Origin of the sequence: Rhodococcus sp. WS1 (assembly GCF_003797745.1) — a bacterium.
Lineage (GTDB): Bacteria > Actinomycetota > Actinomycetes > Mycobacteriales > Mycobacteriaceae > Rhodococcus_F > Rhodococcus_F erythropolis.
On the sequence record NZ_RKLZ01000001.1, the window covers coordinates 944,385 to 961,977 of the forward strand.

The 17,593-nt window shown below is 62.8% G+C and carries 19 protein-coding genes and 1 other RNA gene; 8 read left to right on the plus strand and 12 right to left on the minus strand.

All coding sequences use genetic code 11. The annotated features are described in order from the left end of the window. Positions 1-40 precede the first annotated feature (40 nt). The 4 genes from EEB12_RS04325 (at position 41) to EEB12_RS04335 (ending at position 3,328) form a co-directional block, all read left to right on the plus strand. Entirely contained in the window at positions 41-856 is an 816-nt protein-coding gene (locus tag EEB12_RS04325) for a GNAT family N-acetyltransferase (RefSeq protein ID WP_141487444.1), read from the plus strand. A gap of 108 nt (positions 857-964) precedes the next feature. Beyond that, entirely contained in the window at positions 965-1,357 is a 393-nt protein-coding gene (locus tag EEB12_RS30735) for a 13E12 repeat family protein (RefSeq protein ID WP_258537407.1), read from the plus strand. Continuing rightward, a complete protein-coding gene (locus EEB12_RS04330; RefSeq protein ID WP_258537406.1) occupies positions 1,338-2,246 on the plus strand; it encodes an HNH endonuclease signature motif containing protein in 909 nt (302 codons plus the stop codon). Before EEB12_RS30735 ends, EEB12_RS04330 begins: the two co-directional genes overlap by 20 nt. 101 nt (positions 2,247-2,347) lie before the next feature. After that, entirely contained in the window at positions 2,348-3,328 is a 981-nt protein-coding gene (locus EEB12_RS04335) for an alkaline phosphatase family protein (protein WP_046378361.1), read from the plus strand. Positions 3,329-3,417: 89 nt separating this feature from the next. On the opposite strand, the gene ssrA is transcribed toward EEB12_RS04335, so the two are convergent. From ssrA to EEB12_RS04350, 3 genes are all read right to left on the minus strand, one after another. After that, positions 3,418-3,788, minus strand: a transfer-messenger RNA (tmRNA) gene (gene ssrA, locus EEB12_RS04340). A 66-nt stretch (positions 3,789-3,854) separates the two neighbouring features. Beyond that, positions 3,855-5,393 carry an SDR family oxidoreductase gene (locus EEB12_RS04345; protein WP_141487445.1) on the minus strand — a complete coding sequence of 513 codons (1,539 nt, stop codon included), beginning with the start codon at positions 5,391-5,393 and terminating at the stop codon, positions 3,855-3,857. 20 nt (positions 5,394-5,413) lie between these two features. Next, entirely contained in the window at positions 5,414-6,361 is a 948-nt protein-coding gene (locus EEB12_RS04350) for an NAD(P)/FAD-dependent oxidoreductase (RefSeq protein WP_141487446.1), read from the minus strand. A 65-nt stretch (positions 6,362-6,426) separates the two neighbouring features. Here EEB12_RS04350 and EEB12_RS04355 point away from each other — a divergent pair, with 65 nt between their 5' ends. Then, the gene (locus EEB12_RS04355; protein WP_020907208.1) at positions 6,427-7,011 is read left to right on the plus strand and encodes a helix-turn-helix domain-containing protein; all 585 of its coding nucleotides are present in this window, start codon (positions 6,427-6,429) and stop codon (positions 7,009-7,011) included. A 36-nt stretch (positions 7,012-7,047) separates the two neighbouring features. On the opposite strand, the gene EEB12_RS04360 is transcribed toward EEB12_RS04355, so the two are convergent. The 7 genes from EEB12_RS04360 to prfB form a co-directional block, all read right to left on the minus strand. After that, the gene (locus EEB12_RS04360; protein WP_075832889.1) at positions 7,048-7,905 is read right to left on the minus strand and encodes a DMT family transporter; all 858 of its coding nucleotides are present in this window, start codon (positions 7,903-7,905) and stop codon (positions 7,048-7,050) included. A gap of 8 nt (positions 7,906-7,913) precedes the next feature. Continuing rightward, complete coding sequence (gene smpB, locus EEB12_RS04365) at positions 7,914-8,387, minus strand: SsrA-binding protein SmpB (RefSeq protein ID WP_003942330.1); 474 nt, start codon at positions 8,385-8,387, stop codon at positions 7,914-7,916. Positions 8,388-8,463: 76 nt separating this feature from the next. Beyond that, entirely contained in the window at positions 8,464-9,369 is a 906-nt protein-coding gene (gene ftsX, locus EEB12_RS04370) for a permease-like cell division protein FtsX (protein WP_003942367.1), read from the minus strand. Between the two features lie 81 nt (positions 9,370-9,450). Further along, on the minus strand, positions 9,451-10,131 hold the full coding sequence (ftsE, locus tag EEB12_RS04375) for a cell division ATP-binding protein FtsE (protein ID WP_020969258.1): 681 nt from the start codon (positions 10,129-10,131) through the stop codon (positions 9,451-9,453). Between the two features lie 71 nt (positions 10,132-10,202). Further along, the gene (locus EEB12_RS04380) at positions 10,203-10,688 is read right to left on the minus strand and encodes a hypothetical protein (RefSeq protein ID WP_020907206.1); all 486 of its coding nucleotides are present in this window, start codon (positions 10,686-10,688) and stop codon (positions 10,203-10,205) included. Further along, the gene (locus tag EEB12_RS04385; protein WP_019747849.1) at positions 10,685-11,569 is read right to left on the minus strand and encodes a mechanosensitive ion channel family protein; all 885 of its coding nucleotides are present in this window, start codon (positions 11,567-11,569) and stop codon (positions 10,685-10,687) included. The genes EEB12_RS04380 and EEB12_RS04385 overlap by 4 nt, the downstream gene beginning before the upstream one ends. A gap of 22 nt (positions 11,570-11,591) precedes the next feature. After that, on the minus strand, positions 11,592-12,698 hold the full coding sequence (gene prfB / locus EEB12_RS04390) for a peptide chain release factor 2 (RefSeq protein ID WP_003942364.1): 1,107 nt from the start codon (positions 12,696-12,698) through the stop codon (positions 11,592-11,594). A 133-nt stretch (positions 12,699-12,831) separates the two neighbouring features. Between prfB and EEB12_RS04395 the strand changes: the two genes are divergently transcribed. The 3 genes from EEB12_RS04395 to EEB12_RS04405 all read left to right on the plus strand — a co-directional run bounded on the left by EEB12_RS04395 (position 12,832) and on the right by EEB12_RS04405 (position 15,798). After that, positions 12,832-13,326, plus strand: coding sequence for a beta-class carbonic anhydrase (locus tag EEB12_RS04395; RefSeq protein ID WP_019747848.1), 495 nt, complete (start codon positions 12,832-12,834; stop codon positions 13,324-13,326). A gap of 19 nt (positions 13,327-13,345) precedes the next feature. Next, positions 13,346-14,128 carry a histidinol-phosphatase gene (gene hisN / locus EEB12_RS04400; RefSeq protein WP_019747847.1) on the plus strand — a complete coding sequence of 261 codons (783 nt, stop codon included), beginning with the start codon at positions 13,346-13,348 and terminating at the stop codon, positions 14,126-14,128. A gap of 137 nt (positions 14,129-14,265) precedes the next feature. Next, positions 14,266-15,798: a multicopper oxidase family protein gene (locus tag EEB12_RS04405; RefSeq protein WP_141487447.1), complete on the plus strand. Its 1,533-nt coding sequence runs from the start codon at positions 14,266-14,268 to the stop codon at positions 15,796-15,798. On the opposite strand, the gene EEB12_RS04410 is transcribed toward EEB12_RS04405, so the two are convergent. Further along, positions 15,792-16,430, minus strand: a complete 639-nt coding sequence (locus EEB12_RS04410) for a response regulator (RefSeq protein WP_141487448.1) — start codon at positions 16,428-16,430, stop codon at positions 15,792-15,794. The genes EEB12_RS04405 and EEB12_RS04410 overlap by 7 nt on opposite strands. After that, the gene (locus EEB12_RS04415; RefSeq protein WP_141487863.1) at positions 16,427-17,533 is read right to left on the minus strand and encodes a sensor histidine kinase; all 1,107 of its coding nucleotides are present in this window, start codon (positions 17,531-17,533) and stop codon (positions 16,427-16,429) included. The genes EEB12_RS04410 and EEB12_RS04415 overlap by 4 nt, the downstream gene beginning before the upstream one ends. Between the last annotated feature and the right edge of the window lie 60 nt (positions 17,534-17,593).

A 17,593-nucleotide genomic window follows, 5' to 3' on the forward strand; every position in this document is an offset into this window, starting at 1 on the left:
AGCCGAAAACCATTTGGATGGGGTTCGTAGAATTTCTTTTGTGAATCGTGAAGCACTCGTCGGTGACGTCCTCGACGCCATGGACGCCAACTTGGTTTCCCATGCCTGCCACCTGCATGAACACTTGCCGACTGCATCGGTCACGGTCACTGCGGACGTTGTCGTCGCAGACAGCGGCCTCGCCGACGACACTTTCAACATCATCGCTGGTGCTCGCTTCGCCGTACCTGCCGACGGGCCCGAAGATCGGCGACTGATCGACATCCTCGCCTCGATTCGGGCAACCGGACATCCGTTCTCCTGGTGGACCGGACCCCGCGATAATCCCTCTGACCTCGGGGCTCGCCTGTCCGCCCTCGGCTGCGTGCGCTCCGAGGAAGAACGAGCGATGACGGCGGACCTTGACGTCGTCCCTCATCCGACGCCTGTCCCAGAACTCTCCGTTCATCGGGTGACTACTCGTACCCAGCTCGCCGACTATGCCGCCGTGATGGCCGCCAACTGGTCGCCGCCCTCAGCCGCAGTAATTGGATTCTTCGAAGACACCGCTGATGCCGCCCTCGATGAGCGTTCGCGGAGTTCGTTTGTCGTGGGGTACGCGAACTCCCAGCCTGTCGCCGGAGCCGAGGTCCACTTTGCCGCCGGCGTCGTCGGCCTGTATGGCGTCGTCACACTCGAAACGGCTCGCCGACGCGGATTCGGCTCGGCGGTCACCCTTGCCGCACTCGACATCGCCCGCGAGCGAGGTGCCCGAACAGCAGTACTTCAGGCGTCCAGCGACGGCGCACAGCTCTATCGAAACCTCGGCTTCGACGATGTCGGCACCTACGCCGAGTACTCGATCGGCAGCAGTTAGACGTCCCCGCGGGGACGCTTTCACCCCGTATCCGTGAAGGTGTCGGCACCCACATCTACCATCGAACGTACATTCGAAATGATGTCGGACGCGAGCCGGGGGGCAACCATGAACGCAGCATTAACCGAGAACGCAGCACTGATCGATGAAGATACGCAGGGTTCCAACCGAGACGACGTGGATCAGCTCGGCTCGGAAATCTGCGCCCTCGCCGGCCAGATCGCCGCGGCCACGGCTCGATTCCTTACCCTCCTGTCGAAATTCGACGAAGACCGCGGATGGACCGGTCCGGGACGTCACTCGTGCGCCCACTGGTTGTCGTGGAAGTGCGGAATGAGCCTGCACACCGGCCGTGAATACGTTCGCGTCGCCAAAGCGCTCCGACCTTTGCCCGAGATGCGGAAGGCCTTCGAGCAAGGCCGCCTGTCCTACTCGAAGGTTCGCGCCCTCACCCGGGTCACCGCCCTCCAACGAAAAGCAGATGGTTCGGTTCGGATGTGAGGCGCCCGCAGCCCAGATCGATCGTCTCGCCGCAGGTCTGCGTAAAGCAACCGACAACGAATCCGGCAAAACCAAAGCGGTCGAACATCTTCAGGTCCGCTGGCATTGGGACCCGGATACGGGCGAATTTGTCATCAAAGGACGCCTGCCTGCGCAGGACGGCGCCCGAATCCTCGCAGCGTTAGCTGTGGCGGAACGTGAACGCACCCGAATCGCCGCCATCCGCCCCGTCGACGAGAAGGCCGCAAAGAACCCGGTCGGAAATATCGGGCCAGGTCTCGTCGCGATGGCAGAGCTCGCCACCGCCGCAGTCACGGACCGCACGCCCAAGGCCGCCGCGAACGAAGTTGTGTTCTTCCACGAAGCGAACACCGTCCGAGTGCCGAGCGGACCCGCATTGCCTCAAAATGCCGCTGAGGAAGTGCTCTGCAACGCCAAGCTTCGCCTGGGAACGACCAAGGAAGGATGCGTTCTGAATCTAGGTCGGCGGACTCGCGTCGTCAGCGCTAAACAAATGTTGGCATTGAACTACCGCGACGGATGCTGCCGCACACCAGGATGCGGACGGACCCGCTTCCTGCACGCACATCACGTGAAATTCTGGGGACGCGGCGGCAATACGGACTTGGACAATTTGATCATGCTTTGCGGTACCTGCCACCGCGCGCTGCACGACGGCAAGTTCACGATCTCTGCACTCGGCGAGCAGAAGTTCGAGTTCCACTACGCCAATGGAGACGTCATCGACACAGCACCGCCAACAGAGGGGTTCGCCGATGACCTATTGCGCGGAGACGTACCCGACGACGCGATCGTGCCGGCGTGGAGCGGGGAGCCCCTCCACCTCGATCACGCGGTCAGCGTCATCCTCGACGGCTGGGCCGCGTGAGCAAACATTGGTCTAGTCCAATCTGAATCCGTCGTGAACAATCGGACAACCCTCGCATTCAGGTAGTGCAATTGGTCTAGTCCTATCGCAATATCTTTAGCGTGACCAAGAAAATCGCACGCACCTCAGCCGCTATCACACTCCTCCTCGCCGGCGCTGTTGCTGCCGGAACTGCAACTGCTGCAGCAATTCCCGGATCGTCCGACCTCAATCCGTCGGCCGCCGAGAAGACAGTTGTCATCGGCCTCGACGGCACCATGCTCAGCCACATCAAGACCGCCGACGCTCCCCGTCTCCAGAAGCTGATCGCCGAAGGAACCAGCGGAGAATCTTCCATCCTCGGCCACACCACCATCTCCGGACCGTCGTGGTCGACCATCCTGACCGGAGTCTGGGACACCAAGCACGGTGTCAAGGACAACACGTACGCAGGCGCCCGCTTCGACCTCTACCCGAGCGTGTTCACACGGTTGGAAACAGCACAGCCCTCTCTGCTCACCGAGTCGATCTCCACCTGGGGAGGCATCGACAACATCGCATCCAGCGGCACGCCGAAAGCCGACGTTGTCGTCACCACTGCCGATGCAGGTTCCGGAGCGGCCACCGATGCTGCGACCGCTGACGCCGTCGCCCGCGACATCACCGACAAGGGACCTGACCTGATCTTCACCCAACTCGATCAGGTGGACGGCGCGGGGCACAGCGGCGGCACCAACGGCGCTGCGTACGAAGAGTCCATTGCCTCGGTCGACGCTCAGGTGGGCAAGATTGTCGATGCCGTTGATCAACGCGCCGCGAAGACCGGTGAGAAGTGGACGGTTCTGGTCACTGCGGATCACGGCCACAAGCCTGCTGGAGGGCACGGTGGCCAGACGCCGGCGGAAGCAACGACATTCGTCATTGCACGCGGTGCGGGATACGCGGCCGGCAAGACCACCGACGCGTACACGATCGCCGACATCACACCGACCATCCTCCAAAGCCTGGGCGTTGCATTGCCTGCCGATCTGGACGGTAAGCCGCTGGCCAAGGAAGCTCCCGGCTTCGTCGGCTCGGTCGACCTGGGATTCTTCGGCTCCTGATCGTAAAAGGTCGCGGGCGCTCAGCAGAGTGCCGCAGCAAGACCGCAAAAAGGTCGGGCCGGAGAGCGTGTGCTCTCCGGCCCGACCTGTTGTGGAGCTGCCGGGAATTGAACCCGGGTCCTACGTTGAATCGCTAGGGCTTCTCCGTGTGCAGTTCGCTAAGTCTCTACTTGGATCTCCCAGTCTCGCGAACAAGCCAGGATGACGATCCCAGTCACTGTTTGATGTCCCATTCGACTCCGTGACCGAGCCGAACAGTAAAGCCCTCTAGCTGATGCCAGGAACCGGGTCGAGGGCAACCCCGGGCTGACAGACACGCTTCGCTACTTAGGCAGCGAGAGCGTAGTCGCGCTGATTGGAATCGGCGCTTATAGGTTTGCAGCGACGCTTACGGTGGTCTCTTGCCTGCACCGACACGCTTCCCCTAACTCAACACACGCAGTCGAAACCGTTCAGCCCCGTGTGTGCCCCGCGTCTTTCGTGGGGCTATTCACTATAACGCGCCGAAGTTCGGAAGTCATACCAATTAATCGGCGGCACTTTCCGTGTCCCTCGCCGCAGCTGATTCCCTGATAGCTGCGGTCTCACGCTCTGCAGCACCGGTGATGTTGGTGATCATCCCCTGGAAGACAACTCCGTGGAAAGGCAGGATCGAGTACCAGTACGCCCGGCCGGCGAGCCCGCGAGGGAAGAAGACCGCACGCTGATCGAGATGCGAACCCACCGGCCGTCCATCCGCACCCGCCGGACCTTCCGACACTCGCAACTCCAACCATGCTCCGCCCGGGACCTTCATCTCGGCGCGCAATCGGAGCAACTTGCCTCGATCGATTTCTTCGACCCGCCAGAAGTCCAGGGCTTCACCGGTGTTGAGCCGACGTGGATCCCGCCTACCCCGGCGCAGTCCGACCCCGCCGACCGCGCGGTCCATCCACCCCCGGATGGCCCACGCCAAAGGGAATGAATACCAACCATTCTCGCCGCCGATCGACTCGACGACCGACCAGAGGGTCTTCGGATCCGCAGCACAGTCACGTTCGCGGTGGTCTACGTAAACTGCCTCCCCTGCCCAGTCCGGGTCGGACGGAAGAGGATCGGACGGCGCTCCCGCGATCGTCGCGCCGGACCACGCCGTCTCCACCTCACCGGTCTCGATCTTGCGAAGCGCCAAACGCACAGCTTCCCGGTACGGTGTGAGGCCACCGGCCGGAGGCGGGATGAAGTCGTCGATGTCGTGGTTGTGCATCACCGCGTCGTTCTGCAGTGATTCGATCAGTGGCATCGCCAAGCCCCGCGGGATCGGCGTGACCAATCCCACCCAGTGACCTGCCAGACGCGGGGTGAGGACGGGCAAGACGAGGATGCGTCTGCGTACCAATCCTGCGACGTCGGCGTAGGTGTTCATCATCTCGCCGTACTGCATGACATCGGGCCCACCGATGTCGAAGGCGCGGTTGACCTCCGGTGTTGTCGCCGCGGCTGCGATCAAATAGTGGAGTACGTCACGCACCGCGATCGGCTGAATGTTGTTGTGCACCCACTTGGGTGTGGTCATCACCGGAAGTCGATTGGTCAAGTGGCGCACCATTTCGAAGGACGCCGAACCCGATCCGATCACCACCCCAGCTTGAAATACAACTGTCGGAACCTCGGAGTCGAGGAGGATCCGACCGACTTCGAGCCGAGACTGCAAGTGAGTCGACAACTCTCGGTCGGACGGATGAAGCCCGCCCAGGTACACGATCCGGCGCACCCCCGCATCGCGGGCAGCGGCGGCGACGTTCTCCGCGCTTCGCTTGTCGATATCCGAGAACGACCCTCCACCGCCCATGGCGTGAACGAGGTAGTAGACCACGTCGATATCGTCGAAAACACCTGAGAGGGAGGCACTGTCGGTCAGATCCCCACGCTTGATCTCCACGGAATCATGCCAGGGAACATCGCGTAGTTTCTCCGGGCTGCGCACCACAACTCGAACTCGATGGCCCTCTTCGACCAGGCGAGGGGCAAGACGTCCGCCGATGTATCCGGTCGCACCCGTGATCAACACTCTCACTGCGTCCATCACCCCACGCTACGCACAATTCAACTGCGAAGCGCCAGTGCAACCTCGAGGTCGTCGTTGGTCAACATCATGTTGATCCCCGCTCCAGCCTTCGCCCCGGCGGCTGCGGCCATGATGACCTGGGCACCCGGGTCGACGACGTTGCCCGCAGCGAACACGCCGGGCACGCTCGTCGCCCCCATCATGTCGACTGTGACGAAATCGCCCATCATCGTCTCAGCGCGCTGCGCGCCGAATGCGCGCAAGATCGCATCGTTGGGGTCCATCGTGAGAGCGCCACCGACAAAGACCGCCGAACGCGCGACCACAGTGCCGTCGGCCAACCGCACGCCCACCAACCGATCATCCTCGACGACAGGACCAGCGACCTCACCCTCGACTATCGAAATATCGCGAACTGCAAGCTTTTCCCGATCTTCGGAACTCAGTTCGGTGATTCGATGGAGGAAGAGAACTACGTCGTCGGACCACTGGCGAACCATGAGGGCCTGGTGCATCGCAAATTCCGCGCTCTTGGCGATCACGCCAAGCGGCTGATCGCGCACGCTGTACCCGTGGCAGTACGGGCAGTGCAACACGTCGCGGCCCCAACGCTCGCCGAAGACTTCGAGTTCGTCCGGCAGGCGGTCCGTCAGACCCGTTGCAACGAGGACCTTGCGCACCTGAATCTTGCTGCCGTCAGCCAGTTCTACCGAGAACTTCTCGCCGTCCCGTGTCACGGAGACAACGGTGCCGTCATGGAACTCGCCGCCGAATTTGCGGACCTCACCTCGGCCGATGGTCAACAATTCGGCGGGGTTCATGCCGTCGCGGGAGAGGAATCCGTTCATGTGATCGGCGGCCGCGTTCCGTGGTGATCCGTTGTCGAAGACGATCACGGACCTGCGTGCCTGACCAAGGATGAGTGCGGCGTTCAGCCCTGCCGCGCCGGCTCCAATTACTGCTACGTCGAATGAGTTCTGCGTCATGAATCCAGAATGACAAGAGATCGCGTTCTTGACAAACACTGTTGCCACTTTGGCAAAATAGATCCATGACCGAAACATCGTTCGAAGCCGTTCTAGCCGGCATCGGCCCTCGCCTACGTGCGTTGCGCCAGCAGTCCGACATGACCCTGGCCGACCTGTCGGAGACCACCGACATCAGCGTAAGCACACTCTCGAGACTCGAATCCGGTACTCGCCGAGCCAACTTGGAGTTGCTGCTGCCGATCGCCAAGGCACACGGCGTCCCGTTGGACGACCTGGTGAACAGCAAGATCAAGGACCCCCGCGTTCGAGAAGAACCGCGAACGGTCGGATGTATGACGGTCATTCCGCTGACCAGTCAGCCCGGCAACCTCCAGGCCTACAAGATGATCATCTCCCCCACCGACGACGATCGCGAACCGGGATCCCACGAGGGCTACGAGTGGGTCTACGTTCTGTCCGGGCGCATCCGACTCCAACTCGGCGACCGAGATTTCATCATGGGGGCAGGTGAGGCCGCCGAGTTCGACACCCACATTCCGCACCGCATCAGCGCTGCCGACAGCCGACCTGCGGAGGCGATCAGTCTCTTCGGGAAACAGGGCGAGCGTGTTCACCTACGCGCAGCGCCGGCCGACAGACGCGGCTGAAACACTAGGACTGAAAACGCTGGAACTCGAAAGAATCTAGGCGCCCGCGACGGCAATCATGCCGACTGCCGCCAGCGCCAACAGCATTCCCGCTTGTTGCACGCGGCTTACCCGCTCGCCCAACATCACCATGGCGAGCAGAACCGTCGCAGCCGGATACAGCGAACCGATCACGCTGACCAGTGAGAGCATTCCGCCTTGGAAGGCGTAGATCATCGTCCCGTTCGCGACGACGTCGAGGACGCTGACGTACACCGCGAGTTTGAGTGGCTCGCCTCGTGGGAGAACGAAGTGACCGGCCGCCAGCGCGACCAACCACACCACGACGGTCGCGGCGCCGCGAGATACGGCCAACGCCCACAGTCCGCTGCCCTCGCCGATCTGGTGAAGTGCGATGAACGAGAGAGCAAATGCGCCGCCGCTTCCGACGGTCAGAAGCGCCACTTGCCTGGTGAAGCGGAGAGTGATTCCGCCGGCGACCTCACCCGCGGTGTCGTCAGGCGACTCGCGGCTGACCAGGACGACGGCGACCAGCGCGACGGCAATACCCAGGTACGCGATCAACCCCGGCCGCTCACCGAATGCGAATCCGACGAGGACCGGAATACCCGCCACCAGAACAGCTGTCAGCGGCGAGACCACCGACATGGGGCCAGTTGCCAGCGCGAGATAGAACCACCACACCGCCAGACCACTCGTGACGCCCGCGATCGCGCCCCAGATCAAACCGTTCAGCGTCAGCGTCCCGGAAACGAAAGGTGCTGCGATCAGAACGATGACGAGCGAGAGCGGATACGAGACGATCACCACACGCAGTGCGGCAACTCGTCGTGATGCAACTCCCCCGACGAAGTCGCTGACTCCGTAGGCAACTGCCGCCACGAGGGCAAGCAGGATGGAGGTCAGCGCATGCCCTTGATACGACGACCGAGCTCGCGAGTCACCTCGCGCTCGGCGGTCCGCTTGGCCATGTCCTGGCGCTTGTCGTAGTCCTGCTTACCCTTTGCCAGCGCGAGTTCGACCTTGACCTTGCCGTCGTTGAAGTACATCGACAGCGGAACCAGTGTCTGGTTTCCCTCGCGGGTCTTGCCGACGAGGTGCTCGATCTCACGCTTGTGCAGCAGGAGCTTTCGGGTGCGACGCGGTGAGTGGTTGTTCCACGTGCCTTGCGTGTACTCCGGAATGTGCAACGAGCGCAACCACACTTCGCCGTTGTCCACGGTGGCGAATGCATCAACGAGCGACGCCTTGCCTTCACGCAGACTCTTGACCTCGGTCCCGACGAGCGCGATACCGGCCTCGTAGGTGTCGATGATCGTGTAGTTGTGGCGTGCTTTGCGATTGGTCGCAATGACCTTGCGGCCCTTTTCCTTCACTGTCCGGGCCTCTCAGTCCGCTGTCTTGCTGTCGAATGGTTCTTGCTGTTCCAGCATAGAAGCTCGTGCAAACCGATTATTCGCGGACGTACAGACGCAGTGTCACGTACGCCGTCACCGCGGCCATTCCGACGCCGGCAAGTACGAGGATCGGCGAGACGAACAGCACGTCACTGTTGGAGATCCGCGCCACGATATTGGCTTCGTAGACATCGGACAGGACCCCGTCGATGAAGACGTTCTTCGCCGTGAACAGTCCGGCAATGGCGAGCACCGCACCGATCAAGGCCGCCACGACGGCTTCGAGGAGGAACGGAAGCTGGGTGTACCACCGCGTCGCGCCGACCAACCGCATGATGTTGACCTCGGTACGACGCGTGAACGCGGCGATCTGGACCATGTTGGCGATCAGCAGGATGGCCGCGATCGCCTGGACGATCGCGATCGCGAACGCTGCGTTGCGCACTCCACCGAGCACACTGAACAGTCGGTCCACCAACTCGCGCTGATTGAGCACACTCTCGACGCCGGGCCTCGAACCGAAGGTGTCGTTGATGACGCCGAACCGCTCCGGGTCACTGAGCTTGACCTTGAACGACGCCGGGAAGCTGTCCGGGCTCACCAGCGCTGCCAGCTCGGGCTGGTCCTTGAACACGCGCTCGGTGGCGTCCTTCACGGCGTCTTCGCGGTTGAGGTACTGAACCGCGACGACGGACGGAGTCTGCTCGAGTTCCTTGCGCAACGAACTGCAGATCTCCTGCTCGCAACCGGGATCAGCCGAAGAGATGTCGTCGGTCAGGAAGATCTGCACCTCGACGCGTTCGAGGAAGATCTGCTGGGTCTTGCCTGCCATCTGCACGACCAGCAGACCACCGCCGAAGAGACCGAGGGAGATCGCCGTCGTCAAGATCATGGCGATGGTCATCGTGATGTTGCGGCGTAGGCCGGTCAGTACTTCGCTGAAAATAAAGCTGGCGCGCATCGGGGAATCCGATTCCTTTTCGAGAGGCCGGTTGTTTCACGACAACCGGTGGGCGTACGGGACGTGTGGTCGTAGTCGGCGCTACCTGCCGACGCCGTACACACCCCGCGCTTCGTCTCTGGTCACCTTGCCGAGATCGAGTTCGATGACGCGTCGACGCATGGAGTCGACGATGTGGTGATCGTGGGTCGCCATCACGACGGTGGTGCCTGTGCGGTTGATCCGCTCGAGCAGCAACATGATGTCCTGGCTCGTTTCGGGGTCCAGGTTGCCGGTGGGCTCGTCGGCGAGCAGCACGAGCGGGCGGTTCACGAATGCGCGGGCGATGGCGACGCGCTGCTGCTCACCGCCGGAGAGTTCGGTGGGCAGTCGATCGGCTTTGCCGGCCAGACCGACCATGTCGAGAACCTCGGGCACAGTGCGCGCGATGACGTTGCGGGGTTTGCCGATGACTTCCAACGCAAAGGCGACGTTCTCGGACACCGTCTTCTGCTGAAGCAGGCGGAAGTCCTGGAAAACACAACCCATGCTTTGGCGAAGCTTCGGCACGCGGCGGGCCGCCAACTTGTTGACGTGGAAATCCGCGACCTCGATGTCACCGGACGTGGGCGACTCCATCTTGAGCAGCAACCGCATGAACGTCGACTTGCCAGAGCCGGAGGGGCCGATGAGGAAGACGAACTCCCCCTTCTCCACCTCCACGCTGACTTTGTCGAGCGCCGGCCTGGTGGAGGCCTTGTAGGACTTCGACACATTCTTCATGCTGATCACAACTAGCCAGTCTAGCCGTTATCTAACGGTGACCTTGGCGCCACGCGCGAGCACCCTCGTCCTTATCCGGTACCGGTGGTCGCAGGTGACTGTGGCACCGACGTCGGTGCCTGCATTGCCGCGCCAGGTTGCGGGACGGTCGTCGTCGCAGGAGTCGTCGGCACTGTGGTCGCAGACTGTTCGGCGTTTCCCGGAGCAGGCGCTGGACCAGAAGTCGGCGTCGGAGAACCGGAGCTGCCCGTACTCGATTCCGAGGACGGAGCCTCGGAGGTGGTCGTCTGCTCGGTCGAGGACGGCACGGGGGTCGTCGTCGACGGTTGTTTGACCGAAGGCGCGACGTACGGCTCGGTCTGCGACGTGTCGACGCTCGGCGGCGGGTTTGCTGCCGTTTCTTCCGGATTGAGGTACGTGTGCAGCAGATACGTGAGGATCCAGGCGACCACGAGAATGAACGTCGAGGTGCGCATCCGGCCACCGAAGATCCGTGACGGAAGCCAGTCCAGGTGAATCAGGCGGTCGAGTCCGCGGCGCGGTTCCTGATCGGTCATTCGCTCGCCTCCTCGGTCCGTGCGGTGTGCAGATCCGGTGACACCGTGATCCCCTGACGTCGCAGTGCCGCGGCGACGCGGACACGAAGTGCTCGCCCGACCTGGAATTGTTTGCCAGGCAGCGTGCGCGCAACCATCCGCACGTTGACCTGATCGACCTCGAGGCTTTCGACGCCCATGACAGTGGGCTCGTCGAGCAGCAGTTTCTTGAGTCCACGGTCAGCCATCGCGTCGACTCCGACCTGACGAAGTACCTCGTTGACCCGGGTGAGGTCGGCAGTCGCCGGAACCGGAACGTCGATGACGGCGCGTGCCCAGTCCTTGGACAGGTTGGTCGCTTTCACGATCTGGCCGTTGGGAACGGTGATGACCTCGCCGTCGGAGTTTCTCATCCGCGTCACGCGCAGGGTCACGTCCTCGATGACACCTTCGGCGTCGTCGGAGGAGCCGGTGATTGCAAGCCGGACGGTGTCACCGAAGCCGTACTGGCGTTCGGTGATGATGAAGAAACCGGCAAGAATGTCCTGCACGACGCGCTGTGCACCGAAACCGAGCGCCGCACCGAGCACAGTCGCCGGCGCCACCAGACTTCCGATCGGCAAGTTCAGTTGGTCGAGAACCTTCAGCGTCGCGATCACGTAGATGAACGTGATGACCACCCAGGTGATGACCTGCGCGACCGAGTGGCGATGCTTGGTCGCCTCGGAGCGAACCAGCGCATCGCCCAACTGATAGTTGGAGTCGATCTGGTCGGTGACCTTGTTGCCGCCCCAACTGACCAACCGGGCGAGAATCATCGCGCCGAGCACGGTCATGAGGACGGACAAACCGGTGGTTTGAAGCCAATCGAGCAGGTTCTGCCCAGGTCGAAGTAAAGTCATCGTGCCTTTCGGTATCCGAACGCTATGCGGACTGGTTCTCGCTCATGCGCCAGCGGATGCCGGCCTCGAGGAACCCGTCGATGTCGCCGTCGAGCACTGCCGACGGGTTGTTGACCTCGTACTCGGTACGCAGGTCCTTGACCATCTGGTACGGATGCAGAACGTAGGAACGCATCTGGTTGCCCCACGAGCTGCCGCTGTCGCCCTTGAGCGCATCCATCTCGGCGCGCTCTTCCTGACGCTTGACCGCGAGCAGCTTGGCCTGCAGGACGCGCATCGCCGACACCTTGTTCTGGAGCTGCGACTTCTCGTTCTGACAGGTGACGACGATTCCCGTCGGGATGTGTGTGAGTCGAACGGCGGAGTCAGTGGTGTTCACGGACTGACCACCCGGACCGGACGAGCGGTAGACGTCGACGCGGATGTCGTTCTCGTTGATCTCGATGTGGTCGGTCGTCTCGACGACCGGCAGGACCTCGACCTCGGCGAACGACGTCTGGCGACGCCCCTGGTTGTCGAACGGGCTGATTCGGACGAGCCGGTGGGTGCCCATCTCGACGGACAGCGTTCCGTAGGTGTACGGGCCCTTGATCGCGAACGTCGCGCTCTTGAGTCCGGCTTCTTCGGCGTACGACGTGTCGTAGACCTCGACGCCGTAGTCGTGCTTCTCTGCCCAGCGGATGTACATACGCATCAGCATCTCGGCCCAGTCTGCGGCGTCGATTCCGCCGGCGCCGGAGCGGATGTTGATGAGTGCGTCGCGCTCGTCGTACTCGCCCGACAGCATGGTCTTGACTTCCATCGCCGCGATGTCGTCACGCAGGCTCGCCCGCTCGGCGTCGGCATCGGCCACCGCGTCGGGGCCTTCGTCTTCTGCCAGTTCGTAGAGGATCGGCATCTCGTCGAGCCGCTCGCGCAGTGCAACGATGCGGCGAAGCTCCGCCTGGGCGTGGGAGAGCTGGCTGGTGACCTGCTGGGCGTGTTCCTGGTCGTTCCACAGACCGGGGTCGGCCGCCTGGTGCTCGAGCTCGTCGATGCGTCGGCGCAGCTCCTCGACGTCCACAACCGATTCGCAGGTGCGAAGGGTGGTGTCGAGGGCGTTCAGGTCTGCAATTACGTCGGGATGCACGGTTCTCAAGGCTACCGGGTGCCGACCTGGGCTCTGCTGTGCGTCACCCTGTCCGCTCCCCCGTGCGTCACCTATTGGGATCACCGCGACTGGAAGCCTTGCCAACCAGGGTCCGAGGGAACCTACTGGAGTGATGACTGTCACCGACGAATACCTGCAGAACAACGCCGCCTACGCCGAGCAGTTCACCGGTCCGCTCCCCCTCCCACCCAGCAAGCACGTTGCCGTTCTCGCCTGCATGGACGCCCGCATCGACGTCTATCGGGTGCTGGGGATCCAGGAAGGTGAATCGCACGTCATCCGCAATGCGGGTGGAGTCGTCACCGACGACGAGATCCGATCCCTCGCCATCAGCCAGCGTCTGCTGGGAACTACCGAGATCATCCTCATCCACCACACCGACTGCGGAATGCTGACGTTCACCGACGACGACTTCAAGCGATCCATCCAGGACGAGATCGGCATCAAACCCAACTGGGCTGCCGAATCGTTCCCCGACATCGACGAGGACGTCCGTCAGTCGTTGAAGCGCATCGAGAACAGTCCGTTCGTCACCGCGACGACCTCCCTACGCGGATTCGTCTTCGACGTCGCCACCGGAAAGCTGAACGAAGTCCTCCCCGTTTGAGCCGGTAGGTTGTGTACCCGTGACCGATCGCGCATCCGACCTCGCACTCGCCCTCCGTATCGCCGACGAGGCTGACGCGATCACTCGCGCCCGCTTCGGTGCGCTCGATCTTCGAGTCGACGACAAGCCGGACCTCACCCCCGTCTCGGACGCCGACCTCGCTGTCGAGCGGGCAGTGCGCGCGACACTCGGTGAGCACCGACCGGAGGATTCCGTACTGGGCGAAGAATTCGGCGGCGACGCAGTCTTCGAGGGCAGGCAGTGGGTGGTCGACCCCATCGACGGGACCAAGAACTTCGTCCGCAACGTACCGGTGTGGGCCACGCTGATCAGCTTGCTCGAGGACGGCGTCCCCGTTATCGGCGTCGTGAGCGCACCCGCCCTGAATCGGCGATGGTGGGCTGCAACAGGTTTGGGCGCACATACGTCCTTCGGGGACAGTGATGCGCGGGCGATCCAGGTATCCGCCGTCGATCGCAGCGAATCGGCGAGCCTGAGCTTCTCGAGCCTCTCGGGGTGGAAGGACCGCGGAATTCGCGATCAGTTCGTCGAACTCACCGACCACGTATGGCGCGTGCGCGGTTACGGAGACTTCTTCTCCTACTGCCTCGTGGCCGAAGGCGCCGTCGACATTGCTGCCGAACCCGAGGTTTCCCTGTGGGATCTGGCAGCGCTCGACGTATTGGTCCGTGAGGCCGGCGGCGCGTTCACCGATCTGGACGGCGGCGCAGGTCCGCACGGCGGCAGCGCGGTCGCCACCAACGGACTGCTGCACGAAGACGTTCTGGCCCGCCTGCGGTAACCACCCGCATACCAGAACATCCCACCCGCCGCAAGGGTCCGAGGGAGGAGTTCCGACAGGCCCGTCGGCAGGATTCGGCACGACATCTCGGCCCGTTGACTGGAAGTAGTTGATCACGCACTACTTCCAGGAGAACGATGAACCGGATTTCCAGGCGCACGATTCTGTTCGGTCTGGCCGCAGCGCCCCTCGGGCTCGCGGTGGGCTGCGGCGCCGACCCGGCAGCGAAGAACGCCACGTCGACGGTGGCCGGAACTTCGCGTCCGCTACCGATTCCGCCGCTTGCCGAATCCACCGTCGACGACGCAGGTGTTCGCCACTTCACACTTCGTGCCGGTACCGGAACCACCGAGATCGTCGCGGGAAAACTCACCGACACTTGGGGTTTCAACGGATCCATTCTGGGGCCCACCGTCCGCGCCGAGCGCGGAGAATCTGTCGCATTCACGATCGACAACACACTGGCAGAGCCCACGACCGTCCATTGGCACGGCATGCATCTGCCCGCCAGATACGACGGTGGGCCGCACCAGACCATCGAAGCCGGCGGACGCTGGGAACCGGCGTGGACGATTGGTCAGCCGGCGTCGACGCTGTGGTATCACCCACACCCGCACGGATCCACCGAACGGCACGTGCAGCGCGGTCTTGCCGGACTGTTCCTGATCGACGATGCCGACACGCGGGCGTTGGACATCCCCAAAACCTATGGTGTCGACGATGTTCCGCTGATAATCCAGGATCGTCGATTCCTCGCCGACGGCAGCTTCGACGAATCAGATCCGACCGACATCGGCCTGCTCGGCGACACGATCGTCACCAACGGCATCTCCGACGCCTACCTCGACGTCACCACCGGGGTCGTCCGGTTGCGCATCCTGAACGGCTCTTCCGGCCGTCTCTACAACCTGGGGTTCCCCGACGACCGCACGTTCGATCTGATTGCCACCGACGGCGGACTGCTCGAATCACCGATTGCGATCAAGCGGATTCAGCTCAGCCCCGGCGAACGAGCCGAGATCGTGGTTCGCGTCGACCCCGGTGCGACCACCACACTGGTGTCGTTCCCGATCGAGGACGGCGGTGGCGTGAGTTCCTCCGACGCCGAGAACTTCGGCATGAACGACCGCTTCGACATCATCGAGCTGCGGGGGGTTGCCAGCCGTGCGTCACGGTCGACTCTCCCGGCGCAGTTGGCCGTACTGCCGCGTCTCGATCCGTCGAAGGCAAGCGTTTCCCGAACCTTCGATCTGCAGTGGTACATGATCAACGGGCAACGAATGGACATGAACCGCATCGACTTCGAGGCCGAGATCGGCGCGACCGAGGTGTGGACGATCACCAACAAGGACAACTGGCCACACAATTTCCATGTCCACGACGTACAGTTCCAGATCCTCGACGTCGACGGTCGCACTCCCCCGCCGCACTTGCGCGGACTCAAGGACACCGTCTACACACCGCCGGGCAGCAGGGTTCGCGTCGCACTGCAGTGGTCCGAGTACACCGATCCCACGTTCCCGTACATGTTCCACTGCCACCTGCTGATGCACGAGGACCAAGGGATGATGGGCCAATTCCTCGTCCTCGAACCGGGACAGAAGGCGGCTCCGATGCAGATGGACATGCCGATGGACATGCCGATGCCTGGTTCGCACTCCGGTCACTGAAAGTTCTGCAAGTGGTACACAGCGAGGCGAACCCGATTGTCGCAACCGGTCTTCGACATCAGGTTCGCCACGTGTGTCTTCACCGTGGTCACACCCAGATGCAGCGTGTCCGCGATCTCCTGATTGCTCTTCCCTTCTGCCACCAGTGCGAGGACCTGCGATTCGCGATCGGTCAGCGGAACCCTCTCTGTCACCGCAGTGTCTGCGATACCACCGATCACCGCTCGATCCACAACGCGGCGGAGAAGTTCCGGAGTGAACACCATCTCGCCCTCGGCGACCCGCCGAATGGCGCCGAGCAGCTCGGCGGGTTCGGTATCCTTGACGAAGAACCCCGAAGCCCCCGCGGCTAGTGCGGGATACAGATGATCGTCGTCGTCGAAGGTGGTCAGCACGAGAATGCGTGCTCGACGACCGGCCTTGACGATCTGCTGCGTGGCACCGATCCCGTCCAGCCCGGGCATTCTCAAGTCCATCAGAATCACGTCGGGATCCAATTCGGCAGCGAGTGCTACCGCCTCGACGCCGTTCGACGCCTCACCGGCCACGGTCATGTCCTCGGCTGCAGCGCACAGCATCCGCAAACCGGCGCGCACCAGTCGCTGGTCGTCGACGATCAGCACGCTGATCACGAGACACCGCCCGAGACAACCAGTGGAATACTCACGTGCACTTCCCATTTCCCGTCACTGTTCGTGCCGGCGGTCATCTCGCCGCCGACCAACTCCGCGCGCTCCTGCATTCCCACCAGGCCATGACCTGCATTCCGGGGCGATCCCTCGACGTCGTTGACAACCCTGACATGCACCCGGTTGTCATCGCGACCGACCGAGACCGATACCAGCCCCTTCTTGTCGCCATGCTTCATGACGTTGGTCAGTGATTCCTGAATCACCCGCAACAACGTCAGCCTCCCGATCGCATCGAGATCGGCTGCGCCTGACTCGGCATTCCCCTGCGTGTCGAAGACCGACTGCACCTCGAAACCCGCCGCACGCACACGATCTATCGCCGCCCCGATTTCCGCGTCGACGGCATCCGGCTCGACCAGAGCGACCTCACCGAGCGAAGGATCACGAAGTGCGACCAGAAGCCGACGGATATCGGCCAACGCATCCGACGCCGTCGCACGCACATCCGCGAGGACCTCACGCACGGCCTCGTCCTGGGGCGCCAAGACATGTTGAGCCACGCCGATTCTCAGGACGATCGATGCCATGTGGTGTGCAACCAGGTCGTGCAGTTCGCGGGCGAGCGCACTGCGCTCCGCAGCGCGGGTCTGCGCAAGATTGTTCGCGGCCAATTCACGCTGCGAGCGCAGATACAGTCCGAGTAGCAGTGGCAACCCCACGTACGCAAGCACTTTCACAGCCGTGGTGACCGAGAAGAATGCTTCGTGAGATTCGAACCAGATCCCCGCGAGCACCGAACCGCACCATCCTGCTGCCGATACGGCAACCATTTCTCTGCGCTCGGCCCGCATCGTGACGTCGACGACGGCGACAGCCCCGAGATACGGAACAAGTTCGGACAGCCCCCAGGCGTCGGCGACGAACATCGGAACGGCGAGCGCCGAGATGGCCAGGGACGCGAAGACCGGCCATCGACGGCCGGCGACGAAGGCGAGCGCCGACAGCATCGACAGCATCCAGTAGGTGACGGGAACTCGATACTCCCCCGGATACGTGCTGGCGATCAACAGGCACGGGACCACCACCAACGGCGCGTAGCGCATATATCGCTGTATCCGATCTGGCACCTCTGTCCGGCTCACCCCTCGAGCCTATGACGCGCA